We start from the raw sequence: 25,346 nt of genomic DNA, 5'->3' as shown, positions 1-25,346 counted from the left end.
ATCTGTACGGCTGGCAGCTCAGGTCAGCCGCAGCACCTTAAGCAGGAAGGCATATTCCAGGGCGACATCGTGCAGGCCCTGGTAGCGGCCGCTCATGCCGCCGTGGCCCGCGTCCAGTTCGGTCTTGAGCAACAGCGGGTTGTGGTCGGTCTTGCTGGCCCGCAGCTTGGCCACCCATTTGGCTGCTTCCCAATACTGCACACGGCTGTCGTTGTAGCCGGCGACCACCAGCATCGCCGGGTAGGCTTGGGCGCGGACGTTCTCGTAGGGGGCGTAGGCCTGGATGCGCTGGTAGACCTCGGGTTCGTGGGGATCGCCCCATTCGTCGTATTCGGTCAGGGTCAACGGCAGGTCCGGGTTCTGCATGGTGTTGAGCACGTCGACGAAGGGCACCTCGGCGATGGCGGCAGCGAACAACTCGGGGCGCTGGTTGAGTACCGCGCCAATCAACAGGCCGCCGGCGCTACCGCCGCTGATCGCCAGTCGCGAGGGCTGGGTGTAGCCGCCGGCGATCAGGTGTTCGGCGCAGGCGATGAAATCGTCGAAGCTGTTGTGTTTATGTTCCAGCTTGCCGGCGCGGTACCAGGCTTCGCCCAGCTCGCCGCCGCCCCGGACATGGGCGATGGCAAAGACGAAACCACGGTCCAGCAGGCTCAGGCGTGCGTGGGAGAACCAGGGGTCGAGGCTCTCGCCATAGGCGCCGTAGCCGTAGAGGTAAAGCGGTGCGGGCTGACCCAGCACCTCGCGGCGGGCCACCAGGCTGATCGGCACCTGGGTGCCATCGGGCGCACGGGCCCACAGGCGCTGGCTGACATAGGCCTCCGGGTCGAAGGGTCCCTCCACCGGCGTCTGCTTGAGCACCCGCTGTTCGCCGCTGAGCAGGTGCAGCTGACGGACCTGGGCGGGGCGGTTCAATGCCTCGTAGCGCAGGCGGATCAGCGGACTGTCGAATTCCAGGGTGTCGTGCACATGGAGGCTGTAGGCCGCGTCGGGCAGCTGCAACCGCGCCGGCGGCAGGCCCTGGGCCCGCACCTCGATGATCGGCAGGCCACCTTGGCGCAGGCTGAGCACCAGGGCCTGGGCGTTCAGGCTGATGTCCTCGAGCATCACCGCGTCGTCGTGAGGCACCAGCGTCTGCCAGGCCGCGCGCCGCGGAACGTCCTGCTCCGGCACGTGGTACAGGGCGAAATTGATGCCGGCCTGGTTGCTGCGGATCAGCCAGCTCCAGCGGCCTTCGACCTGGCCATGGTCGAGGTGATAGTCATGGCCTTCTTCCCGGGGCGCGACGCACTGGAAGCTGTCCCGCGGGCGGTCGGCATCCAGCACCCAGGCCTCGGCGGTGGTCTTGCTGCCGAGGGCCAGGATCAGCTGGCGCTCCGAACTGCTGCGGTAGCAGCTGAGGAAAAAACGTCCGTCGTTCTCTTCGAACACCTGCTCGGCGCTTGCCTCGCCCAGACGATAGCGGTGCAGGCGGTGCGGGCGGTGGGTGTCGTCCAGCTCGCCGAAGAACAGCGTTTGGCTGTCGTTGGCCCAGGTCAGGCTGCCGTCGCAGTGCTCGAATGGCAGCTCGATCACCTCGCCTGTCGCCAGCTCCTTTACATACAGCCGGTAGATCTCTTCGCCACTGGTGTCCAGGCTGTAGGCCAGGCGGGCGTGGTCGGGGCTGATGCTGAAGGCGCCGAGGGCGATAAACCCGCCCTCGGCCAAGGTGTTGGGGTCCAGCAGTAGCTGTTCGCTGGCCTCATCCACGTCCAGCGAGTCGTCCGCAGGGCGGGCGCAGCGGTAGTGCCGCGGGTACTCGTCGCCGGCGGTGGTGCGCTGGTAATACAGGTAGGCGCCCCAGGGGGAGGGCAGCGACAGGTCGGTCTCGCGGATCCGCCCCTTGATCTCCTCGAACAAGGCCTGGCGCAGCTCCCGCTGATCGGCCAACTGCGTCTCGAGGTAGGTGTTTTCGGCGTTCAGGTACTCCAGCACCGCGGGGGCGTCGCGTTCCTCCAGCCAGCGGTACGGGTCGGGGCCGGCGTGTTGGCGGGCGACGGGGGCTTTGAGTTCAAAAGACGCAGGGGGCATGGGCAACTCGATGGCAAGAAGGGGACGCGCCGGTCAGGCTGCGCTCGGCACATCACGGCGGGCGCGCCGGTGCGCGGAAAAGCCGTTATCATAAGCGCCCTTTCAATCGTCTCGCCATGTTCCGACCCTATGACTGAACAAGATTACCTGCTCGCCTGGTCCGCCTATGCCGTCGCCGCACTGGGCTGCCTGCTGGTGTGGTTTCGTCTGACCGGCTGGCTCTGGCGTTTCCTGCGTGAGCCCCTGCGCCTGCTGATGGGCGTGCTGCTGCTGACGCCGACCATCATCGATCCGACCAAGGAGCTGTTCGCCCCGGCGATCGCCATCACCGCCCTGGACCTGCTGTTCAAGGTCGGCAACAACGTCTGGCGCGCGGTGGCCGACCTGGCGCTGTACGGCTTGATCGCCCTGGGCCTGTACCTGGTATTCGCCGCGCTGCGCTGGCCGATCGAACGCTGGTGGCGTGGCCGCTCCAGTCAACCGGCGCCGATTGCCGATGACGAGCCGACCTTGCGCGAGATCATGGACAGGGAACAGCAACCCGTCGAAGCACTGCAACCCAGTGCCGATGCTAACGGCCGCCTGCGGATCGAACCGCGCCTGTAATCCGGCGCGGCGCTTGCACAGTCGGCGTCAGCCGGTCAGCATGGCCCCTTCGATCGAGGAGCGTCCATGGACTGCGTGTTCTGCGCCATTGTCGCCGGGCGCTTGCCGGCGTACCTGTTGCACGAGGAGGAGGATTTCCTGGTGCTGCTGGATATCCATCCGTTGCGTCCAGGCCACCTGCTGGTCATCAGCCGGACCCATGCGCCCTTTCTGCACGACCTGCCGGTGCCGGCCCGTGAACGCCTGCTCGCCCTGGCGGAACGCCTGACGCGGGCGCTGTATGCCGCCGGGGCGGGTATCGAAGGGGTCAATCTGATGCTCAACGACGGTCCCTTGGCCAATCAACACGTGCCGCACCTGCATCTGCACCTGGTGCCACGTCGCCGCGGCGATCTGGCGGCGCTGCTCTGGCGCGCCCTGACCCGTTTCCTGCCCCTGGGCCGCCAGCGCCTGCACGTGCGCCTGGTGGCCGAGGCCGAGCTGTTGCGCGGCGTGCTGCGGCAGGAGGCCTGAGCCATGTGCGAACTGCTGGGCATGAGTGCCAATGTACCCACCGATATCGTGTTCAGTTTTACCGGGCTGATGCAACGAGGCGGCCGTACCGGGCCGCACCGCGATGGCTGGGGCATTGGCTTCTACGAAGGGCGTGGTCTGCGGCTGTTCCAGGATCCGCGAGCGAGTTGCGAGTCCGAAGTGGCGCAGTTGGTGCAGCGTTACCCGATCAAGAGCGAAGTGGTGATAGGTCATATACGCCAGGCCAATGTCGGCCGGGTCTGTCTGGCCAACACCCACCCCTTTATGCGCGAGATGTGGGGGCGCAACTGGTGTTTCGCCCACAACGGCCAGCTGGCGGATTTCCAGCCGGCCGACGGCTTTTACCAACCGGTGGGCGACACCGACAGCGAGGCCGCCTTCTGCGAATTGCTCAATCGGCTGCGTCTGGCGTTCGCCGCGCCGGCGGACATTGACGCCATGCTGGCGTTGCTGGTGGCGAGCTGCAGTGAATTTCGTCACAAGGGTGTGTTCAACTGCCTGCTTAGCGACGGCGATTGGCTGTTCGCCTATTGTTCGACCAAGCTGGCGCAGATCACCCGGCGCGCGCCCTTCGGACCGGCTCGGTTGAAAGATGTGGATGTCATCGTCGACTTCCAGGCGGAAACCACGCCCAACGACGTGGTGACGGTATTGGCCACCGAACCCTTGACCGAGAACGAAACCTGGACGCTGTACCAGCCAGGGCAATGGAGCCTCTGGCGCCGCGGCGAATCCGTGGCGGCGGGGCAGAGCTGAGGTCACTGAAGTCGCGGGTAAACCATAAGACAGGGAGAGACAGGTGCTACGAAGTTATCTGCGGTTGGGATTATTCGCCCTGGGGCTGCTGATCGGCGTCCAGGTGCCAGGCTTCGTGCATGATTACGGCAATCGTGTGGAAGCGCACCGACTGGAGTCCGAGGAGGGGCTCAAGGGTTTCCGTGAGACGGCTCAGCGCTTTTTCAACGGCGACCTGCAGGCGCTGGTGGGGCATTACCGGGCGAGCGAGGACCCGGTGATGCGCAGCGATGCCGACAGTCTCAACCTGTTGCTGAGCCGTGGTCTGCGTTGGCAACGGGAGTGGGAAGCGTTGCAAGGCCCCTGGTATGCCAAGGCGTGGCACGTGGCGGTGGCCGCCGACCCCGAACTACGGGCGGAAACTTTCCAGGCCTATCGCTACCAGGTATTGCTGGCCCCCGAGGCGATCGCCTGGGGCATCGGCTGTGCGCTGCTGCTGGCCTGGCTGGTGGAACTGGTGCTGCTTGGACTGGGTTGGACCCTGGGGATAGGCCGCAAACACCGGGCCGTTGGATATGAAAAACGCCACTGGCGCTAACTTCACCGGGTGTTGAGCGGTCTCTGGGAGGTGCTCCCAGCCAAGCGCGCAGTGACCCTCGGCATTGCGTGCAGACTCGGGCGGCAAAGCGCTATCAATTGACTAGGCTGAGTGAGGACGCCGTTTCGGCTTGCGCTTGGCGTACGACGCTCGGGTTTGGACAGACTGTCAACGGTCGCCGTAGCCCTGCACCTGAATCCGCTTATTCCCTTGGAGAGGCGTCATGCGCGTCTACTACCGCTGGACCCTGCTACTTGCCGCACTGGCCCTGGCCAGCTGTTCGAATATCGACAAGAGCTTCGCCGCACCGGCGCCGGCTGCTGCTCCGGCAGCGGCGGCAACGGCCTCCGAGGCCGTATTCAACCCGGAGGAGCTGGACCAGATGCTGGCACCCCTGGCCCTGTACCCCGATGCGCTATTGGCACAAGTGCTGATGGCGACGACTTACCCGGGCAATGTTGCCGACGCCGCGGCCTGGTCCATGGAGCATCCCGACAGCAGCGGTGATACGGCGGTACGTGCGGTCGCTGAGCAACCCTGGGATCCGAGCGTGCAGTCGCTGGTGGCCTTTCCGACGGTGCTGGTCATGCTGGGCCAGGATCCGGCCTGGGTGCAGCGGGTGGGTGATGCCTTTCTCGCGCAACCCGATGCAGTGATGGATTCGGTGCAGCGCCTGAGGCGTGCGGCGAAGGCTGCCGGTCACCTGAAGTCCAACGAGCAGCAACAGGTCACTGAAAAACCGGCCGAGCCAGCCCCCGCATCGGCGTCTACCGTCGAAGTGGTGCAGCAGCCCGCCCCGGCGACCATCATCATCGAGCCTGCCCAGCCGCAGGTTATCTACGTGCCCAGCTACAACCCGACCGTGGTCTACGGCGCCTGGCCCTATCCATCGCAACCGGTGTATTACCCGCCCCCTCCGGGTTACTACTTTGGCGGCGCGCTCGCGACCGGACTGGGCTTTGCGGCCGGTGTGGCAATCATCGACTCACTGTGGGGCGATTGCAATTGGGGTAGCAATGACATCGACATCGATGTCAATCGCTACAACAACATCAACTCCAATCGCAAGATCAATGCTAACCAGAACAACTGGAAGCACAACGCCGCCAATCGCAACGGCGTGCCTTATCGCGACCAGGCCAGTCGCGAGAAATTCAGCCAGCGCCTGCAGGGCAGTCAGCAGCGCGATGCGTTCCGCGGCCGTGACGCCGCCCGGGTCAATGACCGCGAGCGCGCCCGCCAGTCCTTGCAGCAGCGCGGTATCGAGGCGCCGGCCACCAGTAACCGCGAGGCCCGCGCTCGTGCCCAGACGGCGACCCGGGATCTCAACCGGCAACAGTCCCAGGCGCGTCCGCGTGCGCAAAGCAACCCCCAGGCTCGCCAGCAGGTGCGCCAGCAGCAGGCCGGTAGTCGGGGAGCCCGCGACAATGCCTTTGCCGGTGCCCGCAGCCCTGGGCAGACGCGTGACCAGGCCAACCGTGGCCAGGCCAGTCGGCAAGCGGCCAGCCGTCCGCAATCGGCACGCTCCAGTGGCCAGCGCGTGCAACGTGCTCCGTCATCCTCTCGCAGCGGCGGCGCCCGTCGGCGCTGACAGGAGATTCTTCATGAGTGCTGGATTGCGTGTCTTCATGTTGTTGTCGCTGTTGGCACTGGCTCCGCTGGTGCAGGCGCTACAAGCCTTTCCCACCCCCGAGGCCGCCGCTGAAGCGCTGGTGACCGCGCTGGGGAGCGCCGAAGCCGATGGCGAGCGCCTGGGAGCCCTGCTGGGGACCGACTGGCGAACCTTTATCCCCACCGATGACGTCCAACGCAAGGACGTCGATGCCTTCCTCACCTTGTACCGGCAGGCGCACCAGGTGCAGGTGGATGGTCAGGGCCTGGGCCATCTGCTGGTCGGTAGCGAACACTGGGAGTTCCCCTTGCCGCTGGTGCATAACCAGGCTGGCTGGGCCTTCGATGCCAAGGCCGGTGGCGAGGTGATCCGTGTCCGGCGCATCGGCCGTAACGAACTGGCCACCGTCCAGGCGGTGCGGGCTTACCACGATGCGCAGATGGACTATGCCGAGGTCGACCGCGATGGTGACGGGGTTCTCGAGTATGCGCAAAAATTCATGAGCAGCGACGGCCAGTACGATGGCCTGTATTGGGCCGAGGAGGAGGGCATCGAGCAAAGCCCGCTCGGGCCCTTGTTCGGCGACGAGCTGCCCGACGGCGACTGGCAGGGTTACCACTACCGCATCCTCACGGCCCAGGGCCCCTCGGCGCCAGGCGGCGCCTACGGCTACAGACTGGGCGACAATATGAGTCGGGGATTCGCCCTGATCGCCTGGCCGAGCGCCTATGGCGACACTGGGGTGATGAGTTTCATGATCAGTCACGATGGCCAGGTGTTCGAGAAAGACCTCGGCCCGGACAGTGCGACGCTGGCGAAGGCCATGGACCGTTTCGATCCGGACAGCAGTTGGCGTGAGGCGGCGGAGGAGGCATTGCCGGCGACACCTTGAAGCTGCGCCTGGGTTGAACGAACAACGGGCCCGATCGGGCCCGTTGTTATTTGCTCAGAAAACGCATGCCTTCTTCCAGCCCGCTCAGGGTCAGCGGATACATCTGCTCGTTAACCAGCTCGCGGACGATATTGGTCGAAGCGGTGTAATTCCAGGTGTCCTTGGGGTAGGGGTTGATCCAGGCCAGCTTCTTGTACTTCTCCATAAACCGTTTGATCCAGACATAACCCGGTTCTTCGTTCCAGTGTTCGACGCTGCCGCCGGCCTGGGTGATTTCGTAGGGCGCCATGGCGGCGTCGCCGACGAAGATCACCTTGTAGTCGGCACCGTACTTGTGCAGCAGATCCTGGGTCGACATGCGCTCGGAGGTGCGCCGCAAGTTGTTCTTCCACACCGATTCGTAGATGCAATTGTGAAAGTAGAAATACTCCAGGTGCTTGAACTCGGTCTTGCACGCCGAGAACAGCTCTTCGCAGACCTTGACATGGGCATCCATCGAACCGCCGATGTCGAACAGCAGCAACAGCTTGACTGCGTTGCGCCGTTCCGGACGCATCTGGATATTCAGCAGGCCGCCGTCCTTGGCGGTGTGGTCGATGGTGCCGTCGAGGTCCAGCTCATCCTGGGCGCCCTGACGGGCGAACTTGCGCAGGCGACGTAGCGCCACCTTGATATTGCGTGTGCCCAGTTCGACCTGGTCGTCGAGATTTTTGTACTCGCGCTGGTCCCAGACCTTGACCGCCTTGCCCTGGCGTTTGCCGGCATCGCCCACGCGAATGCCTTCGGGGTTATAGCCGCCCGAACCGAAGGGGCTGGTACCGCCGGTGCCGATCCATTTGTTGCCGCCCTCGTGACGTTCCTTCTGTTCTTCGAGGCGTTTCTTGAATTCTTCGATCAGCTTGTCCAGGCCGCCGAGGGATTCGATTTTGGCGCGGTCCTCGTCGGTCAGCGAACGCTCGAATTCCTTGCGCAGCCACTCGTCAGGGATCAGCGCCTCGAGGTGCTGATTGAGATTCTCCAGCCCCCTGAAATAGGCACCGAAGGCCCGGTCGAACTTGTCGAAATGACGCTCGTCCTTGACCAGGATGGTGCGCGCGAGGAAATAGAATTCGTCCATGTCGGCGAATACCACGTTGTGCTTCAACGCGTTGAGCAGGTCGAGCAGCTCGCGTACCGACACCGGCACCTTGGCCGCGCGCATTTCATTAAATAGGTTGAGCAGCATATCTGCGCCCTCATGGGTTGGTTCTGGGCGGGCACCAATGCCAACCCTCGCGATGACGAGCATTGGATCGACTCGGTGCAAGGGCTCGCGAGCTAGAGCCAGGCAAGGCGGAATCCGGTGAGGGCGCGGAGTTTACGTCTGTAAATGAGCAGCCCGAACCGGATTTCAACGCTGCATGGCCGACGCGCAGCAGCCCGATGACTAACGACCGGCGCGACGGCTCATAAATGCCAGGCGCTCGAGCAACTGCACGTCCTGTTCATTTTTCACCAGGGCGCCGGCCAGGGGCGGAATGGCCTTGGTCGGATCCCGTTCGCGCAGCACCGCTTCGCCGATATTGTCGGCCATCAGCAGTTTGAGCCAGTCGACCAGTTCCGAGGTCGAAGGCTTTTTCTTCAGGCCCGGCACCTTGCGCACGTCGAAGAACACGTCCAGCGCTTCGGCCACCAGGTCCTTCTTGATATTCGGGTAGTGCACGTCGACGATTTTTTGCAGCGTCGCGCGGTCGGGAAAGGCGATGTAGTGGAAGAAACAGCGGCGCAGGAAGGCGTCCGGCAGTTCCTTTTCGTTGTTCGAGGTGATGATGATGATCGGGCGCTTGACTGCCTTGATCGTCTCGTTGGTCTCGTAAACGTAGAACTCCATCTGGTCGAGTTCTTGCAGCAGGTCGTTGGGGAATTCGATGTCGGCCTTGTCGATTTCGTCGATCAGCAGGATGACCCGCTCTTCGGACTCGAAGGCCTCCCAGAGTTTGCCTTTCTTGATGTAGTTGCGGACGTCATGCACCTTGTCGGAGTCCAGCTGCGAATCGCGCAGGCGGCTGACCGCGTCGTACTCATACAGGCCCTGGTGGGCCTTGGTGGTCGACTTGATATGCCAGGTGATCAGGCGGGCACCAAAGGATTCGGCCAGCTGCTCGGCCAGCATGGTCTTGCCGGTGCCGGGTTCGCCCTTGACCAGCAGCGGACGCTCCAGGGTGATGGCGGCATTGACCGCGAGCTTCAGGTCGTCAGTGGCCACATAGGCCTGGGTGCCTTCGAATTTCATCGGTACATCCTCGAACAGGAGTCATCGGGAGTAAACCCGGCGGTTCAGTATTGTAAAAAAGACGACTATAACGCGCCGACGATGCTGCTGTGAACGCAGCGCGGCCATTCAGTCACTGAATGGCGGGCGGGCAGGTCTGGAGTTTCGAACGGCTGACGCCCGGTGCGGATTCCCCGGACTGCCCAGGCCTCGGGTTGCCGAGAGTGCCGGACAGCGGAAAGCCGCATCATCGGTTCACTGCGAGAAAGGGCGGTTGCGACTCAGGGCGCGGTGGAGCCGTCCTCGAAGCGTGAATTGAACGCCTGTACAAAGCCGTTGCGCAGGATGGCCAGGAAGGCGCGAAAGGCGCTGATCTCCTGCTGGCGCACGCTGCCGCTCAGTTCGACCCGAGTGGCGAACTGGTCCCTGGACTGATTTTTCAGCAGGTTCTCGCCGCCGCCGACCAGCGCTTCCCAGACCGAGCGGAAGAAACCCTTGTCCTCGTTGCTGACATCCTGACGCCAATTGAAGACATCCACGTTGCGCAGCAGCGGTTTGATATAACCACTGAGCTCGCCCTCCTTGGCCTGGGCTTCGATCACCAGGTCGCCGCTGCCGGCGTTGAAGTCGAACTGGCCATAGGCGGAGGAAAAATCGTTGAGGCGCTTGAGCTCGATACCGGTGGCCCGCAGCTTGAACTCGAATGACTCGAAATTCTGGAACGGATCGAAGCTCGCCGTGCTTTCCAGCGGTGCGTGGCCCAACAGTTGCGCTCGCCCTTCGAAGCGGGCGATACGTCCGCCTTCGGCGTCGGCCACCGTCGTCAGGTTGTAGAGGCTGGCCTCCACAGCGGTCGCTTCCAGATCGACCGGGGGCGAGGAGTTGAAATTATGGAAGCTGATACGTCCGTCGCGTACCCGTACCTCGTTAAGGGTAATGGGCAGCAGCTTGTTCATCTGCGCGCGCCAATCGGTACCCTGACCGGTTTGCGAGGCGGCGCGGTCGGTGCCGCCGTCGACGAAGTTCAGCTCCGGGCGTTCGAATACCACCACCGCCACTATGGCCCGGTGCTCCCACAGGGCCTGCCAGCTGACGGCCAGGTCGATGATCGGCGCTTCGACAAAGGGCACTGGTACCTTACCCTCGACCTTGACGATCCGCAGGCCGTTGATCCGGTAGGCGCCGCGCCACCAGGCCAGGTCGACATCGCTGACCTGGCCGCGGTAATCGCCCATCTCGGCCAGTTTGCCGTTGAGGTAGTCACGCACCAGATAGGGCAGTGCCAGGTGCAGGGCGAGCAGCAGCAACGCCAACCCGATCAGGGTCCAGGCCGGTACCGCATAGCGTTTTTTTAGTCTCGTCATAGTCAAGATTGACCATGGGGCGAGGCCAAGGGTTCAGACCGGCTGCGCTGGGCTGGACTGATGCCGGTCGCCGTCTTAGGCTTGGAGGCTTTCCAGGCAAGGTAGGAAGGACACCGTCATGAGCCGCATCTATGCAGACAACGCGCAAGCCATCGGCAATACACCGCTGATCATGATCAACCGCCTGGGGCCCAAGGGCGTCACCATCCTGGCCAAAAATGAAGGACGCAACCCGGCCTATTCGGTCAAATGCCGGATCGGTGCCAGCATGGTTTGGGATGCCGAAAGCCGGGGACTGTTGAAGCCGGGCATGACCCTGGTAGAGCCCACCTCGGGCAACACCGGTATCGGCCTGGCCTTCGTTGCCGCCGCCCGCGGTTACAAGCTGGTGCTGACCATGCCGGCCTCCATGAGCCTGGAGCGGCGCAAGGTGCTCAAGGCCCTGGGTGCGGAGCTGGTATTGACCGAGCCAGCCAAGGGCATGAAAGGGGCGATCGAAAAGGCCATGGAGATCGCCGCCACCGACCCCGAGCGTTATTACCTGCCGCAGCAGTTCGAGAACCCGGCCAACCCGGCCATCCATGAAAAAACCACCGGCCCGGAAATCTGGAACGACACCGATGGAGCGATCGACGTGCTGGTGTCCGGGGTTGGCACCGGTGGCACCATCACCGGCGTGTCGCGTTATATCAAGAAGACCATGGGCAAGCAGATCCTCTCGGTGGCCGTGGAACCGCTCAGCTCGCCCGTGATCACCCAGGCGCGCGCGGGCCAGGAGATCAAACCCAGCCCGCACAAGATCCAGGGCATCGGTGCCGGTTTCGTGCCGAAGAACCTCGACCTGACCTTGGTCGATCGGGTCGAGCTGGTCACTGACGACGATGCCAAGGCCATGGCCCTGCGGCTGATGCGCGAGGAAGGCATTCTCTGCGGCATTTCCTGCGGGGCGGCCATGGCCGCGGCGGTCAGGCTGGCCGAAGAGCCGGAAATGCAGGGCAAGACCCTGGTGGTGATCCTGCCGGATTCGGGGGAGCGCTACCTGAGCAGCATGCTGTTCGAGGGCCTGTTCAGCGAACAGGAACTGCAGCAGTAACGGGCGGGCGCCCGGTGCACCGGGCGCTCGGCTCGATGGCTCAGGCGGACTCGATGTTGCTCGCGGCCGGGGCGCTGGGCTTGACCACCAGCCACAGTGCCAGGCCAATCAGCACCCCGCCATAGAGATAGGCCCAGGACAGCGGCTCATCCAGCAGCAGGGCGCCCCAAAGCACACCGAATGGCGGAATCAGGAAGGTCACCGTCATCGAACGTACCGGGCCTATATCGGTGAGCAGGCGGAAATACAGCACATAGGCAAAGGCGGTACAGACGAAACCCAGCCCGGCCAGGGACAGCCAGACCGTGCTGCCGCCCCAACTGGCCGGCGGCTGGCTGATTGCGGACACCGCGAACAGCGGCAACAGCAGCAGGCTGGCCCCCAGCGTACTGCCAAAGGCCGCCAGGCGACTGTCCAGGCCGCCCTGCTGGTCCAGCCAACGCCGCGCCAGGAACCCGGCGAAGCCGTAGCAGGCGGTGGCAATCAGGCAGGCCAGCGCGCCCCAGAGCAGGGTCGTATCGAAGGCGACCGGCCCGGTGCGAGTGAGCAGGGCAACCCCCAGCAGGCCGAGCAGCACGCCGCCGGCCTTGGTGGCCGTGATTCCTTCGGCGAAAAACAGGGCGCCGATCAGCACGCCCATCATCGGCGTGGTGGCATTGAAAATGGCCGAGTAACCGGCCGGCAACACTTGTGCCGCGGCGGTATACATGGCCGAGGGGATGCCGGCGTTGATCACCCCGAGCACCAGGCAGTGTTTCAGCTTGCCGCGAAAATCCCAACTGGCGCGCATGATCAGCAGGATCACCAGCAGGCCGATGGCCGCCAGGAAAGCGCGGAAAAAAGCCGTGGGCAGCGTGCCAAGGACGGGGGCGACGATGCGCATAAAGAGGAAGCTGGCGCCCCAGATGGCGGCGAGTGCGATCAGACGCAGGTAATCGACGGGTCTCACGGCAGTGACCTAAAAAGGAGCGGCCGACCACCATACCGCAACGGCGCCTGCTTGCCAGTGGCAAAACATCGACCCTGCCCAGCTTTGGTGCAGGGTCGGCGGCTCGGCAGATATTTTCCAAGGGGTCCGCTTTGGCGCTTTTCCTTGGGGCGCCCTCTGGCTAAGCTCGCTCTTCGTTTCCTTTGCAGAGGTTTCCCCATGGCGCAGCAATGGCCGGCCGCTGATATCGCCCGTCTGATCCTCGACGGCTTTGACGACTATCGCGAGCATTTCCGCCAGATCACCGACGGTGCCCGCGAGCGTTTCGAGCGCGCGCAATGGCAGGAAGCGCAACAGGCTTCGGCCGCGCGCATCAACCTGTACGAGGAAAAGGTCAGTGAAGTCGGGCAGCGTCTGCGTCAGACCTTCCGTGAAGAGCAGCTGCTGGATGTTGGCCAATGGCCGCTGGTCAAGAGTGCCTATATCGCACTGATTGACCTGCGCTTCGACGATGAGTTGGCGGAAACTTGGTTCAACTCGATTTTTTGCGGCTTGTTCAGTCATGACTGCATCAGCGACGGCAGCATGTTCGTGCACACCACGCGTCCGTCCTTGCGCAGCCATGGCCGTGCCGCCCAGACCCGCACCTATATCCCGCGGGTCAACCTGACGGGCATGCTGGCGCAGGTACTGGAGGACTACCGCTTTGGGGTGCCCTACGAGGATTTGCCCCGCGACCTGGCGCGCCTGGAGCTGCAGTTGCGGGAAAACCTGCCGGACTGGGTGTGCAAGGACCCGGCCCTGTGCATGGAGCTGTTCTCGTCGGTGCTGTACCGCAACAAGGGTGCCTACCTGGTCGGGCGCATCTACACCCGTGACGAGCAATGGCCGTTGGTGATCCCCTTGTTGCACCGCGAAGGTCTGGGTATCCAGGTCGATGCCTTGATCACCGACGAGGCCGAGGTGTCGATCATCTTCTCCTTCACCCGCTCGTATTTTATGGTCGACGTGGCGATTCCGGCGGAATTCGTCGGCTTTCTCAAGCGCATCCTGCCCGGCAAGAACCTGGCCGAACTCTACACTTCGATCGGCTTTTACAAGCACGGCAAGTCCGAGTTCTACCGTTCGCTGATCAATCACCTGGCCACCACCGACGACCGCTTTATCATGGCCCCCGGCGTACGGGGCATGGTGATGAGCGTGTTTACCCTGCCGGGGTTCAACACGGTGTTCAAGATCATCAAGGACCGGTTTTCGCCGTCGAAGAACGTCGACCGCAACACCGTGATCGAAAAGTACCGGCTGGTCAAAAGCGTCGACCGGGTCGGGCGCATGGCCGATACCCAGGAGTTCGCCGATTTCCGTTTTCCCCTGAGCAAGTTCGAGCCGGAGTGCCTGGCCGAGCTGCTGGAGGTGGCGCCGTCCACTGTGGTGGTGGAGGGCGACGTGGTGCTGGTGCGCCACTGCTGGACCGAGCGGCGCATGACCCCGTTGAACATCTACCTGGAGCACGCCAACGAAGCCCAGATACGGGACGCGCTGGAGGAGTACGGTTTGGCGATCAAGCAGCTGGCGGCGGCCAATATCTTCCCCGGCGATATGCTTCTGAAGAATTTCGGGGTCACCCGCCACGGTCGCGTGGTGTTCTATGACTATGACGAAATCTGCTACCTGACCGAAGCCAATTTCCGGCGGATCCCGCCACCGCGTTATCCGGAGGACGAAATGGCCCTGGAGCCCTGGTACTCGGTTGCGCCGCTGGATGTCTTTCCCGAGGAATTTCCGCGCTTCCTGTTCGCCGACGTGCGCCTGCGGCGTCTGTTCAATGAACTGCACGGCGACCTCTACCAGGCTGAGTACTGGCAGGGCCTGCAGGCCGCGATCCGGGCCGGCAAGGTGATCGATGTGTTCCCTTATCGGCGCAAGGAAAAAAACAGCGAGACGCCGGCCTGACGCATCCTGTAGCAGCTGCCTTCGTGGGCGGCGGCAGGGCTGTGGTAGGCTGGTTCAGCACTTGGAGAAAAGGTTGTGCCGCTGCGAGCGTCGCTCGCCGATTCAGCCTACTCTAGGGGAAGGAGGCTCGGCATGACCGAGTCGGCCGACATTTACGCGTAGGAGGGTTCAACATGAAAGAATGGCTCCATGAACTGGCGGTAGCCCTGGGTCTGGTTGAACCGCCGCGTCTGCAACCGATACCGATCAAAAGCGCTGAGCAACGCCGCCTGGCCGAGCAGCGTCGCTCGCGCTAAGACCGTTGGATGCTGCTTTGTCCCAGGCCGGCGACACCTTGTTGCCGGCTTGCCTGTGTACGCTGATTTTTCTCGCCCTCATTGAATTCTTGCGCAGCAGTCTGGACTTCGCCGTGCCCTGTCCGTGCGAGGTTATGGCAGACTGCCTGGCCGAGGAGAATTCATGTCACGCCCCACTTGCGCGCGCTGCGCGCGCCCCACCCGCCATTGCCTCTGCGGACTGATTCCGCTGTTGGACAGCCGCACCCGGGTGCTGATCCTGCAGCACCCGAGCGAAGTCGAGCATGCCTTGAACACCGCTCGCTTGGCGGCCTTGGGCCTGTCCAATGGCGAGTTGCGGGTCGGCGAAGTGTTCGAGGACTTGTCGGCCCTGCTGGCGCGGCCCGGTCATCGAGCCTGCCTGTTGTTTCCGGGGGAGGGTGCCCAGCCGGTGGCCAGTGCTGCCGCCGAGGCGGACGGGCAGCCGTTGCTGCTGGTGGTGCCGGACGGCACCTGGCGCAAGGCGCGCAAGCTGCTGCACCTGAACCCGCTGCTGGCCGCCTTGCCACGCTTGACCCTGCCCGCGGGGCTGTCCTCGCGTTACCGCCTGCGCAAGGCGCCGATGCCCGGTGCCGTGTCGACCCTCGAGGCGATCGTCTGCGCCCTGGAGTTGCTCGATGCACCGAAGTCCTACCAGGCCCTGCTCAGGCCCTTCGAAGCCTTGATCCAAGGGCAGATCGCGGCCATGGGCGATGAAACTTACAGGCGCAACCACGGCCGGCACGAAGCCTGAGGGGGGCGAGATGTATGTTGGGGCGAATTCTTTCGCCCGCCCGTAGGCCGGGTTAGCGCAGCCTAACCCGGCAACGATAATAAGGAATGATTACGCCATCAGTACTCGGCGTGTTTTTGTCCTTGGAGCGGTCTAGCTTCGCGCGAGTTGCGCAACCGCGGTGGGCCCTAGGAGATAACGGGGAATAGAAAATAGTCTTTTCGACCCCATGAGCTAAAAAACCAGGGGCCTAGGGTTTATCGTTAACAGTGGACCCTTCAAACGTGATCCTGGGGTCGTTTACGTTCACGAGTTCATCCAGTTCATACACATTTCGATATCCATACCCGTAGAGGTTGATATAGGTTGGAATGTTCAGGGCCATCATAATTGGTTTTTCCTGAGCGGCGAATTGTACGGATACTGAATCTCTTGGTTGAGGGAAGGCTATTTTGCTAGCGAAATGGGTCTGGTTGCCTGCGAAGTTGTTGTTGCAGTAAATCAATACGGTCGTATCGACAGACGGTATGACGTTGCGCAGGTTATCCTGGGTGAAATCGGTAAAGCTTAAATGTTTCGCTCCTTCGACGTGGATACGCTCATAACGAAACGCCGACCGCGTATCCAAGATGATCACTCCCGGCCGCTTGCTCATCGTCAAGAATGTATCAAGATCAACCAGCCGGTTGGCCCGATGCGTTTCAACCTTTGCAACCAGGCCCTTGAAATCGTCGAAGCTAACGTTGGCGGGTGGATAATTCTTGACCTGCGCGGATGTCTGTAGAGTGACAAGTAGCAGCACGCTCAACATTGCTATTTTCGATTTCATTGTCTGTCCTTTAAGTGACAGGTGGTCGGACCTAAGGATTAAGCCAAGGGGCGATATTAGCTGGTCCCAGTGAACGAAGCGAACGAGTCGAGCACATTGTTAGAGGCCCCTGCGCTGGTTCGCCGTTAAGAAACCAAATGCCGAAGATAGCGAAAACAGAAAGGAGCTCTTGGCGGTAAATGCTGCCGCATAGATTAGTTGTGAGATTTTGTCAGGCGTCTCGTATGTCTGGCCACTTAATACCATTATGCCAATGGTACTAAATGCGGCTCCATATAGTGCACCTGTAATGGCTCCATGCTTGAGAGGGTTATATGTGCACAGGTAGCCTGCAGTGGCCCCGCCAATCAGCCATGGAAGAATGGTTATGGATTGATGCAGGATGTCAATAAGTGGCGCAATAAGTTGGCTCTGAGTCGCTTCCTGAAGGATCGTATGAGCTTTTAGAAGCAGCTTGCTGGCAAGGTAGGCGGCAAGCGAAACCGCTAGGCTTATTGATATTGCACGGTTTTCCATAGGGCCTCTGGCAGTGATTGGATGAAGCTCCGAAATTTTGCATAATAGTGTCTTTTGGATAACTCCGTACACACGGATTTATGCCTATGCAAAAAATAAAATCATGATTAACTTACTCGCATCTTCAGCCTGTATTACCTGCATATCACATTTTGCTCGACCCATATGACTGCATACGCACAGTGCGGTCCCATCCGTTGCACAAACCAGCACTTTCCGGGAGCAGTCCGCAGTGGGTATGCCGATCCGGCCAAGCTACCGCCCGCCACTGCGCGCAACGGAGTGTCCGTCCGCGTGGGTTAGGCCGCGCGCTGGCCATGGCGTGGTTGGTCGGAGCGGCTATCTGCGCGGCTATCGCCACCCTACGCAAAGCGCGTTGGCGTAGCCTACAGGTGATGTGCGGGGGGCGACGCTCTGGTAGGGCGGGGTGCTCCGGCGATATTTGCGCGTTTTCGGCCCAATCTTAGGCTGCGCTCACCCGACCTACGCAATCAGGCAGCTGGCTGCAGGTCCTTCAACGTTCGCGCAGGGATTCGGCGCGGGCCTTAAGGACGGGTTTGAGCAGGTAATCCAGTACACTTTTTTCGCCGGTGATGATGTCCACGGTGGCGATCATCCCGGGAATGATCAGCAGCGGCTTGGCGTCGCTGCCCAGGTGGTTACGGTCGGTGCGCACCTGGATCAGGTAGAAACTGTGGCCTTCCTCGTCGGTGATGGTGTCCGCGCTGATCAGCTCCAGCTGGGCCTTGAGCCCGCCATAAAGGGTGTAGTCGTAGGCGCTGAACTTGACCATGGCTTTCTGGCCCGGGTGCAGAAACGCCACGTCCTGTGGCCGTACCTTGGCCTCGATCAGCAGGTTCTGCTCAAGCGGGACGATCTCCAGCAGGTCACTGCCCGGTTGCACCACCCCGCCGATGGTGTTGACCTTCAGCTGCTTGATGATGCCGTGCACCGGGGACAGCACCGTGGTGCGGCTGACCCGGTCCTCGATGGCCAAGCCGGTGGAGGTGATTTTCTTCAGCTCGGTGCGTACTTCGTTGAGCTCCTTGAAGGCATCCGAGCGGAACACCAGCTCGGACTCTTCGATCCGGCTCTTGATCTCACTGATGGCCGACTCGGCCCGGGGAATTGCCAGGGTGGTGGCATCCAGTGAGCCGCGGACCTCCACGGCGCTGCGGCGCAGGCGCAGGATCTCCACTTCGGAGATGGCACCGGTGCCCACCAGCGGCGCGGACATATTGATTTCCTGCTGGATCAACCCCAGGCTGGAGCGAAACTGCTGCTGCTTGGAGCGAAACTCCGCCAGCTCCTGGATCTTTTGCTGCAGCTGTTCGCCCAGGGTGCGCTGCTCGCTGTGCAGGCGTTGCTGGCGCGAGCGGTACAGCGCCAGTTCGTCCTCGGCCAACTGCGCGGCGTGTTCGGTGATTTCCGCCGGCATGGCAATCGGCCGACCTTCGGCCTCGGCGCTCAGGCGTTCGACCCGGGCGACCAGGGCCACGCGATCGGCTTCGCTTTCGCCCTTGTTGGAGCGAAAGCGGGTGTCGTCCAGGCGCAGCAGCACGGCGTTCTTTTGCACCATCTGCCCCTCACGCACGAAAATTTCGCTGACGATACCGCCCTCGAGGTTCTGGATCACCTGGATCTTGCTGGAAGGAATGGCCTTGCCTTCGCCGGTGGTGACCTCCTCCAGAATGGCGAAATGCGCCCAGAGCAGGGCGCTCAACAGGCAGGCGGCGACGGCCCAGACGGTCATCCGGGTTTGCCAGGGCGAGTCCTCCAGTACCGCTCCGGCCACCTCCGGCATAAATTCGGTGTCCTGCCGGCGCTGGCGGAAACCGTCGAAGTAACCACGTATCGAAGGACTTGTCGGCATAACGGGATGGCTCCAGGCCGGTTCTGACGCGATAAGACGGGCCGTTCACACTGCCGCCGGACCCACTCGGCCCTTGCGCAGCGCCTCGATCACCGAGGCTTTCGGGCCGTCGGCGACTATGTGCCCGTTATCCAGCACCACCAGGCGGTCCACCAGGCTGAGCATGGAGGCGCGGTGGGTGATCAACAGCAGCGTCTTGCCCTGGGCCCAGGTCTGCAGGCGGTGACGCAGGATCTCCTCGCTGGTGTTGTCCATGGCACTGGTGGGTTCGTCGAGCAACAGAATCGGCGGGTCCAGCAACAGGGCGCGGGCCAGCAGCACGGCCTGCCGTTGGCCGCCGGAAAGCAGTTGGCCGCGCTCGCCCACCGGCCGGTCGAAACCTTGCGGGTGCTGCCGTGCGAGGTCCTGGACACCGGTCAGCTCGGCCACTTCCAGCATGCGCGCATCGCTGACGTAGCGCGCGCCAAGGGTCAGGTTGTCGCGCAGGCTACCGGCCAGCAGGGGCAGGTCATGGGCGACGTAGCCGATCTGATGGCGCAGGTCGGCGACATCCAGCTGGCGCAAGTCCAGCCCGTCGAGCAGCAGCTGGCCCTCGTCGGGTTGATAGAAATTCATCACCAGGCGCGCCAAGGTACTTTTGCCGGAACCGCTGCGGCCGATAATGCCGACCCGCTCGCCTGCGTTCAGGCGCAGGCTGGCATTGGACAGCGCGGCGGTACTTTGTCCGGGATACCGGAAGTTGACCTGGCGGACCTCCAGGGCACCCTTGAGCTGGGTACGCTCCAGGGGCTGCTGTTTGTTCTGGCGCTCCTGCGGCAGGGCCATCAGGGCATCGGTGCTGACCATGGTCAGCCGTGCCTGTTGGTAGCGGGTGATCAACCCGGCGATCTGCCCCAAGGGCGCCAATACCCGGCTGCCGAGCATGTAGCAGGCGACCAGGGCGCCCACGCTCAGCTCTCCGGCGATAATCCCATATACCCCGACGAGGATGGTGGCCAGGCCGGCCAGCTGTTGCAGGAACAAGGTACCGTTGGTGGCCAGGGCGGACAGGAAGCGGGCATGCACATCCAGGCGGGTCAGGGCGCCGTGGGTTTGTTCCCAGAGATGCTGACGTTCGCTTTCCGCGCTGCAGGCTTTCAGCATTTCCAGACCGCCGATGGTTTCGATCAACAGCGCCTGGCGCTGCGCGGCCAACGCCAGGCTTTTTTGCACCGTGTCGCGCAGGCGACGCTGAATGATCAAGGCGAAGGCGACCGTGATCGGGAAGGCCAGCACGGGAATCAGCGCCAGCCAGCCGCCGAGCAAACCGATCACGCCGATCATCAGCACGGCGAACGGCAGGTCGATCAGGCTGGTCAGCGTCACCGCAGTCAGGAATTCGCGCAGGCCCTGAAAGTCGTGGATGCTTTGGGCAAAGCCGCCGACGGAGGCAGGTCGGGCCTTCATCGCCATGCCGGTGATGCGCTCGAACAGGGTGGCCGACAGCACCACATCGGTTTTCTTGCCCGCTTGATCCAGCAGGTTGGCGCGTAACACCCGCAGCAGCAGCTCGAACAGGGTGCCGAGCAGCAAGCCGAAAGCCAGGACCCAGAGCGTGGCGAGGGCCTGATTGGGGACGACGCGGTCGTAGGTCTGCATCACGAACAACGGCACCAGCATGCCCAGCAGGTTGACTAAGAGGCTGGCCAGCACGGCATCGGCATAGAGCCCGCGCGACAGTTTGAGGGTGTCGCGGAACCAGGCGTTGACCCGCGGCAGCAGTGGATTGCGCACTTCCTCCAGCTCGTGGTGGGGGCGCGCAAAGAAGGCCTGGCCGCTGTACTCCGCGTTCAGTTGCTCCTGCCCGACCCACTGCTCACCGCCTTCTGCCTCGCTGGGCAGGATCAAGGCCCGCTGCTTGGCATCCCAGCGGCGCAGTACGGCGCAGCGGCCGTTTTTCAACAGCAGCAGTACCGGCAGATTGAGGCTGGTGATGCCCTGCAGCTCGCGCTTGAGCACGCGGCCCTGCAGGCCCGCGCGCGCCGCGGCGCGGGGGAGCAGATCGGCGCTCAGGCGCTGCGCGGGCATGGGCAGGCCGGCACTCAGGCTGCCCCGGCTGGCGGCGCAGCCGTGCAGTTTGCAGAGGATCAGCAAGCCGTCGAGCAGGGGATCGTCATGGCTCACGCGGGGATCACCGGCAGGACCGGCTCGTTCCATGGTCGTCACGCTTCGCTGCTCCTGGTCGGTTACTTCATTTCGGGCAGCTGGGCCTCGCTTTTCACCTCGTTGAGGGCAACCGCCTCAGCCGGCACCGTGACCTGCTCATGGCGCAATAAAGCACCCATGGCAGCCATCACCCGGTACATCGAGTACTCCTCGGTGTAGCGCACCTCGGCGTAACGACGGTTGGCGGTGAAGAGTTCGTTTTCGCTGTCCAGCAGGTCCAGCAAGGTCCGCTGGCTCAGGCCAAATTGCTGTTGATAGGCCTCACGCACTTTGGCCGTGTACTCAGCATAGTCGCGTGCCTTGGGTGTTTGCAGGCGGGCGTTTTCCATGGCGTTCCAGGCCAGGGCGACGTTTTCATTGAGCAGGCGCAACGCATTGTTACGGATGTCCATCGACTCGTTGACCTGGTGGGCGGTCGATTGCAGGCGGGCCTTGTCGCGCATGCCGTTAAACAGGTTGTAGTTCATCACCACCCCGGCGCGCCAGCCGTTGGCGTGGCCTTCATCGCCCTGAACGTTGTCATCGGCGTTGGTGGCCAACTCCACGTCGAAGCGCGGGTAGAACGGTGACTTGGCCGCCTCGTACTGCTTCTGCGCCGCCTGCACATCGGCTTGCGCGGATTTGAGCAGCGGGTTGTTGTTCACCACCGCCTGGCGAGCCTGCATCAGGTCAGCCGGCAGTTGACCTTTCAGACTGGCAGGCGCTTCCAATTCGTCCGGCAGGCGCCCGACCGCACTGTAGAAATTGGCCTCGGCGTCGGCCAGATTGACCTGTTCGGTGTAGTAGTTGTTCTGTGCCAAGGCATGGCGCGCTTCAGACTGGTCGGTGTCGGCGTTGCTGCCAACACCCTGACGACTGCGCAGGCCTATCTGGTCATTGATGCGCAGGTGCGCCTGCAGGTTGTTCTGCGCCAAGGTCACCATTTCCCGACGCTTGAGCACCTCCAGGTACACCTCGACAGTGCGCAGCGCCAGGCTTTCGGAGGTACCCAGGATCCGGTAGGCGCGTGAGTTCACCACAGCCTCGGTACGGGCGATTTCATTGGGCGTGTTGAAACCATCGAACAGCAGTTGGCGCAGGCGCAGTTCCGCGCTGCTGGACGTCAGTGTTTCGGTGTGATGATCGCCCTGGGCGCGGGTACTGGGGTTGTCGGAGTTTTCCCGGCCGTAACCCATCAGCAGGTCGACGCTGGGCAGGTAGGCTCCGCGGGCGACTTTGACTTCCTCGTCGGCGGACAGGCGGCTATCGGCCCCCGCGCGGATCTCGGGGTGATTGTCCAGCGTGCTCTGTATCGCCTCGGACAATGTCATTGCATCAACCTGGGTGCAGCCGATCGCCAGCAACAGACCGCTCCAGAGAGGGTTCAAGGCGCGCATGGGACTTCTCCGCTAGATGTCGTTTGGTAGATGTCATTTTGCAATCGCCAATTTAATGGCTTATTTTTCGGTCAAACCGTTTCAGGTTTGTAACGACAGAGCTAAGAACATCTTTTTGCAGGCATTAAGAAAAAATTCTCACAACAGTTATGTCGAAAAAATCTTATGCGCTTTGTGAAAAGCAGCACATTGTTGGCGCTAACAGCCCCGTGGTGCTGGCCATCTACTGGCTTTTATAGTGCTTTGTGTGCTGATAAAAACGATCAATAAGCTTTTTTGGCATATATAGACGGCAGTTTTAAGTGAAGTGGTCCGGCGGGTCGTTGCGACAATTTTTTGTCGCACTTCGTTGATTTCACTGCCCAGTACCGCAGCATTCGAAGCTCCTACCCCGTAAGCCAGACGCGCGAAGGCTCGTTGATCCCATCTCTTTGAGGCATGGCCGGCACTGGTCGGCAGTGGGAACGAGGACGCAATCATGGCCGCAGTAATGGGTGTCGTCAGTCAGCTGGTCGGTGAGGTCTTTGCAGTGGCAGCCGACGGTAGCCGTCGCCCGCTCGCGGCCGGTGACAAGGTTTTTGCCGGGGAGCAATTGGTCACCGGGGCCAATGGTGCGGTCGCGCTGGCGCTGTCCGCGGGCGGCGAACTGACCCTGGGGCGCGACAGCCAGATGCTGCTGGATCCCCAGGCGCTGGCCAGTGCCCAGCCTGCCGAAAGCCCTGCCGCTGCCACCGCGGCAGCCGACGCCCCAGCCGCGGCCCCCAGTACGCAGGACCTCAGCGATGTCGAGGCGCTGCAAGCGGCAATCGCCGCGGGCGTCGACCCGACTCAAGTGGGTGAGGCCACCGCAGCTGGTCCCGGTGCCGGTGGGGCCGGCGGTGCGGCCGGCGGCGGGCACTCCTTTGTGCTGCTCGATGCGGTGGGCGCCTCGGTCGATCCCGAAATCGGTTTTCCCACCGAGGGGCTCAACGGGGCGCCCGCATTTCCCGATCCGGAAGCGGCCCTGCTGCAGGCGCCCAATACGGCGCCCGACGCGCTGGACGACAACAGCACCGGGGCCGCCGATGATGCCCTGACCACCGCTGAAGACACGCCCCTGCTGATCCAGCCGGCCACTTTGCTGGGCAACGACATCGACCTGGATGGTGATGTCTTGACCATCCAAAGCGTGCAAGCGGCGGTCAATGGCACCGTCAGCCTGGGCCTGGACGGCAGCATCCTGTTCACCCCGGACCCTGACTTCAACGGTACCGGCAGTTTTACCTACACGGTCAATGACGGAAACGGCGGTACCGACACGGCCACCGTGACGATCGGGGTGACCCCGGTCAACGATGCGCCCGATGCGCAGGACGACAACAGCACCGGGGCCGCCGATGACTTGCTGACCACCCCTGAAGACACGCCGCTGACGATCAGCCCGCTGACCTTGCTGGTCAACGACAGCGACCCGGAAGGCGATCCGCTGACGATTCAGAGTGTGCAAGCTGCCGTCAACGGTACGGTGACCCTCGGACCGGACGGCAACATTCTGTTCACGCCCACCCCGGACTTCAGCGGGACCGCAAGCTTCACTTACACCGTCAATGACGGCAACGGCGCGACCGACACCGCGACGGTCACCATAGTCGTGCTCCCGGTCGCAGAGCCGCCTGAGCCACCACCTGTACCGAACACTACCAGCGCCACCGACGATGCCTTGTCGACCGCGGAAGATACGCCGTTGACCATCAGCCCGGCGACCTTGCTGGCCAACGACACGGACCCCGAAGGCAATCCGCAGACGATTCAAAGCGTGCAAAACGCGGTCAACGGCAGCGTCAGTTTTGCCGGCGGCAATATTGTCTTTACTCCCACGGCCGATTTTTCCGGTGTCGCCAGTTTCACCTACACCTTGAACGACGGGCAGGGCGCGACCGCTACCGCCACGGTGTTTATCACGGTCACTCCCGTCAATACGCCGCCCGAGGTCAATGTCGACCCGGGTAACGAGGGTGGCAACGATCTGGTGTTCGAGGGGAGCCTGGCCAACGGTTCGGATGCCGCGTCCAACGGCGAATTTGCCACTGGCAGCTTTACCCTGAGCGACGCCGACGGTCTGGACGACCTGCAAAGCGTGACCATCAATGGCGTCACTGTGGCCCTCGGCAGCCTGGCCGGCACTGTGTTCGCCGGTGCGAACGGCAACCTGACCGTCACCGCCTACAACCCGGCCACCGGGGTGGCCAGTTACTCCTATGAGTTGACCTCGCCGACCACCGATGGCCCGGGTGTCGAGAGCGAGACCTTTAGCCTGAGTGTGTCCGATGGCACCGCCTCCTCGGTGCCGGCTTCAATCGTGGTCGAGATCGTCGACGATCAGCCCAATGCGGTGGACGACGGTAATGCCGTGGCCGAAGGGGCAGTTACCGCCGTGACCGGCAACGTACTGAGCAACGACCTGCACGCCAACGGCCAGTCGGGCGCCGACACGCCCACCGGTTTCGTCGCCTGGAGCGGCACGGCCGCCAGCTACGGCAGCTTTAGCGACACCGGCAGCGGTACCTACAGCTACCTGCTGAACAACGGCAGCGCCGCGGTGCAGGCCCTGGACGATGGCGAGACCCTGACCGAAACCTTTACCTACAGCATGCGTGACGCCGACGGCGACCTGGCCAGCGCCACCCTGACGATCACCATTACCGGCAGCAACGATGGGCCGGAAGTCTCGGTCGACCCGGGTAACGAGGGCGGCAACGACCAGGTCTTCGAAGCCGGTCTGGCGGCCGGCTCGGATGCGGCGTCCAGCAGTGAGTTCGCCAGCGGCAGCTTTAGCTTGAGCGATGCCGACGGCCTGGACGACCTGCAGAGCGTGACCATCAACG

Annotated in this window: 21 protein-coding genes; 11 read left to right on the top strand and 10 right to left on the bottom strand. The window is 62.9% G+C overall.

From position 1 onward, the window contains the following. Window positions 1-18: 18 nt before the first annotated feature. The gene (locus tag ABWY06_RS08215; RefSeq protein WP_353925079.1) at window positions 19-2,070 is read right to left on the bottom strand and encodes a S9 family peptidase; all 2,052 of its coding nucleotides are present in this window, start codon (window positions 2,068-2,070) and stop codon (window positions 19-21) included. Between the two features lie 129 nt (window positions 2,071-2,199). Here ABWY06_RS08215 and ABWY06_RS08210 point away from each other — a divergent pair, with 129 nt between their 5' ends. The 6 genes from ABWY06_RS08210 to ABWY06_RS08185 all read left to right on the top strand — a co-directional run bounded on the left by ABWY06_RS08210 (window position 2,200) and on the right by ABWY06_RS08185 (window position 7,047). Then, a complete protein-coding gene (locus ABWY06_RS08210) occupies window positions 2,200-2,676 on the top strand; it encodes an MFS transporter (protein WP_353925078.1) in 477 nt (158 codons plus the stop codon). 66 nt (window positions 2,677-2,742) lie between these two features. Beyond that, window positions 2,743-3,189 carry an HIT family protein gene (locus ABWY06_RS08205; protein WP_353925077.1) on the top strand — a complete coding sequence of 149 codons (447 nt, stop codon included), beginning with the start codon at window positions 2,743-2,745 and terminating at the stop codon, window positions 3,187-3,189. Between the two features lie 3 nt (window positions 3,190-3,192). Continuing rightward, complete coding sequence (locus ABWY06_RS08200) at window positions 3,193-3,966, top strand: class II glutamine amidotransferase (protein WP_353925076.1); 774 nt, start codon at window positions 3,193-3,195, stop codon at window positions 3,964-3,966. A gap of 43 nt (window positions 3,967-4,009) precedes the next feature. Next, window positions 4,010-4,543, top strand: coding sequence for a DUF2937 family protein (locus tag ABWY06_RS08195; RefSeq protein WP_353925075.1), 534 nt, complete (start codon window positions 4,010-4,012; stop codon window positions 4,541-4,543). 223 nt (window positions 4,544-4,766) lie between these two features. Then, window positions 4,767-6,134, top strand: a complete 1,368-nt coding sequence (locus ABWY06_RS08190) for a DUF3300 domain-containing protein (protein ID WP_353925074.1) — start codon at window positions 4,767-4,769, stop codon at window positions 6,132-6,134. 13 nt (window positions 6,135-6,147) lie between these two features. Then, window positions 6,148-7,047, top strand: a complete 900-nt coding sequence (locus tag ABWY06_RS08185) for a DUF2950 domain-containing protein (protein WP_353925073.1) — start codon at window positions 6,148-6,150, stop codon at window positions 7,045-7,047. 46 nt (window positions 7,048-7,093) lie between these two features. Here the strand turns inward: ABWY06_RS08185 and ABWY06_RS08180 are convergent, their stop codons facing one another. The 3 genes from ABWY06_RS08180 to ABWY06_RS08170 all read right to left on the bottom strand — a co-directional run bounded on the left by ABWY06_RS08180 (window position 7,094) and on the right by ABWY06_RS08170 (window position 10,662). Further along, window positions 7,094-8,272, bottom strand: coding sequence for a vWA domain-containing protein (locus tag ABWY06_RS08180; RefSeq protein WP_353925072.1), 1,179 nt, complete (start codon window positions 8,270-8,272; stop codon window positions 7,094-7,096). A gap of 201 nt (window positions 8,273-8,473) precedes the next feature. Continuing rightward, on the bottom strand, window positions 8,474-9,319 hold the full coding sequence (locus ABWY06_RS08175) for an AAA family ATPase (protein ID WP_353925071.1): 846 nt from the start codon (window positions 9,317-9,319) through the stop codon (window positions 8,474-8,476). A gap of 260 nt (window positions 9,320-9,579) precedes the next feature. Then, a complete protein-coding gene (locus ABWY06_RS08170) occupies window positions 9,580-10,662 on the bottom strand; it encodes a DUF748 domain-containing protein (RefSeq protein ID WP_353925070.1) in 1,083 nt (360 codons plus the stop codon). A 118-nt stretch (window positions 10,663-10,780) separates the two neighbouring features. On the opposite strand from ABWY06_RS08170, the gene cysK reads away from it, so the two are divergent. Continuing rightward, complete coding sequence (gene cysK / locus ABWY06_RS08165) at window positions 10,781-11,755, top strand: cysteine synthase A (protein ID WP_353925069.1); 975 nt, start codon at window positions 10,781-10,783, stop codon at window positions 11,753-11,755. A gap of 40 nt (window positions 11,756-11,795) precedes the next feature. Here cysK and ABWY06_RS08160 read toward each other — a convergent pair whose 3' ends face one another. Continuing rightward, window positions 11,796-12,704 (bottom strand): DMT family transporter, encoded by a 909-nt coding sequence (locus tag ABWY06_RS08160; RefSeq protein WP_353925068.1) that lies wholly within the window; start codon window positions 12,702-12,704, stop codon window positions 11,796-11,798. 198 nt (window positions 12,705-12,902) lie between these two features. Here ABWY06_RS08160 and aceK point away from each other — a divergent pair, with 198 nt between their 5' ends. From aceK to ABWY06_RS08145, 3 genes are all read left to right on the top strand, one after another. Further along, a complete protein-coding gene (gene aceK / locus ABWY06_RS08155; protein WP_353925067.1) occupies window positions 12,903-14,636 on the top strand; it encodes a bifunctional isocitrate dehydrogenase kinase/phosphatase in 1,734 nt (577 codons plus the stop codon). Window positions 14,637-14,809: 173 nt separating this feature from the next. Further along, entirely contained in the window at window positions 14,810-14,932 is a 123-nt protein-coding gene (locus ABWY06_RS08150; RefSeq protein ID WP_353925066.1) for a PA1414 family protein, read from the top strand. Window positions 14,933-15,095: 163 nt separating this feature from the next. Further along, window positions 15,096-15,704 carry a tRNA-uridine aminocarboxypropyltransferase gene (locus tag ABWY06_RS08145; RefSeq protein ID WP_353925065.1) on the top strand — a complete coding sequence of 203 codons (609 nt, stop codon included), beginning with the start codon at window positions 15,096-15,098 and terminating at the stop codon, window positions 15,702-15,704. A 229-nt stretch (window positions 15,705-15,933) separates the two neighbouring features. Here the strand turns inward: ABWY06_RS08145 and ABWY06_RS08140 are convergent, their stop codons facing one another. The 5 genes from ABWY06_RS08140 to ABWY06_RS08120 form a co-directional block, all read right to left on the bottom strand. Then, the gene (locus ABWY06_RS08140) at window positions 15,934-16,512 is read right to left on the bottom strand and encodes a rhodanese-like domain-containing protein (RefSeq protein ID WP_353925064.1); all 579 of its coding nucleotides are present in this window, start codon (window positions 16,510-16,512) and stop codon (window positions 15,934-15,936) included. Between the two features lie 99 nt (window positions 16,513-16,611). Continuing rightward, a complete protein-coding gene (locus tag ABWY06_RS08135) occupies window positions 16,612-17,028 on the bottom strand; it encodes a hypothetical protein (protein WP_353925063.1) in 417 nt (138 codons plus the stop codon). A gap of 514 nt (window positions 17,029-17,542) precedes the next feature. Beyond that, entirely contained in the window at window positions 17,543-18,901 is a 1,359-nt protein-coding gene (locus ABWY06_RS08130) for an HlyD family type I secretion periplasmic adaptor subunit (protein ID WP_353925062.1), read from the bottom strand. Window positions 18,902-18,946: 45 nt separating this feature from the next. Beyond that, window positions 18,947-21,097, bottom strand: coding sequence for a type I secretion system permease/ATPase (locus ABWY06_RS08125; protein ID WP_353925171.1), 2,151 nt, complete (start codon window positions 21,095-21,097; stop codon window positions 18,947-18,949). A gap of 29 nt (window positions 21,098-21,126) precedes the next feature. Then, the gene (locus ABWY06_RS08120; protein ID WP_353925061.1) at window positions 21,127-22,482 is read right to left on the bottom strand and encodes a TolC family outer membrane protein; all 1,356 of its coding nucleotides are present in this window, start codon (window positions 22,480-22,482) and stop codon (window positions 21,127-21,129) included. A 478-nt stretch (window positions 22,483-22,960) separates the two neighbouring features. Here ABWY06_RS08120 and ABWY06_RS08115 point away from each other — a divergent pair. After that, window positions 22,961-25,346 (top strand): retention module-containing protein (locus tag ABWY06_RS08115; protein ID WP_353925060.1); only part of this gene is annotated, 2,386 nt, incomplete at its 3' end.

The sequence above is a fragment of the Pseudomonas sp. genome, assembly GCF_040514055.1.
Taxonomy (GTDB): domain Bacteria; phylum Pseudomonadota; class Gammaproteobacteria; order Pseudomonadales; family Pseudomonadaceae; genus Aquipseudomonas.
This window is presented reverse-complemented; position numbering and strand designations above follow the sequence as displayed.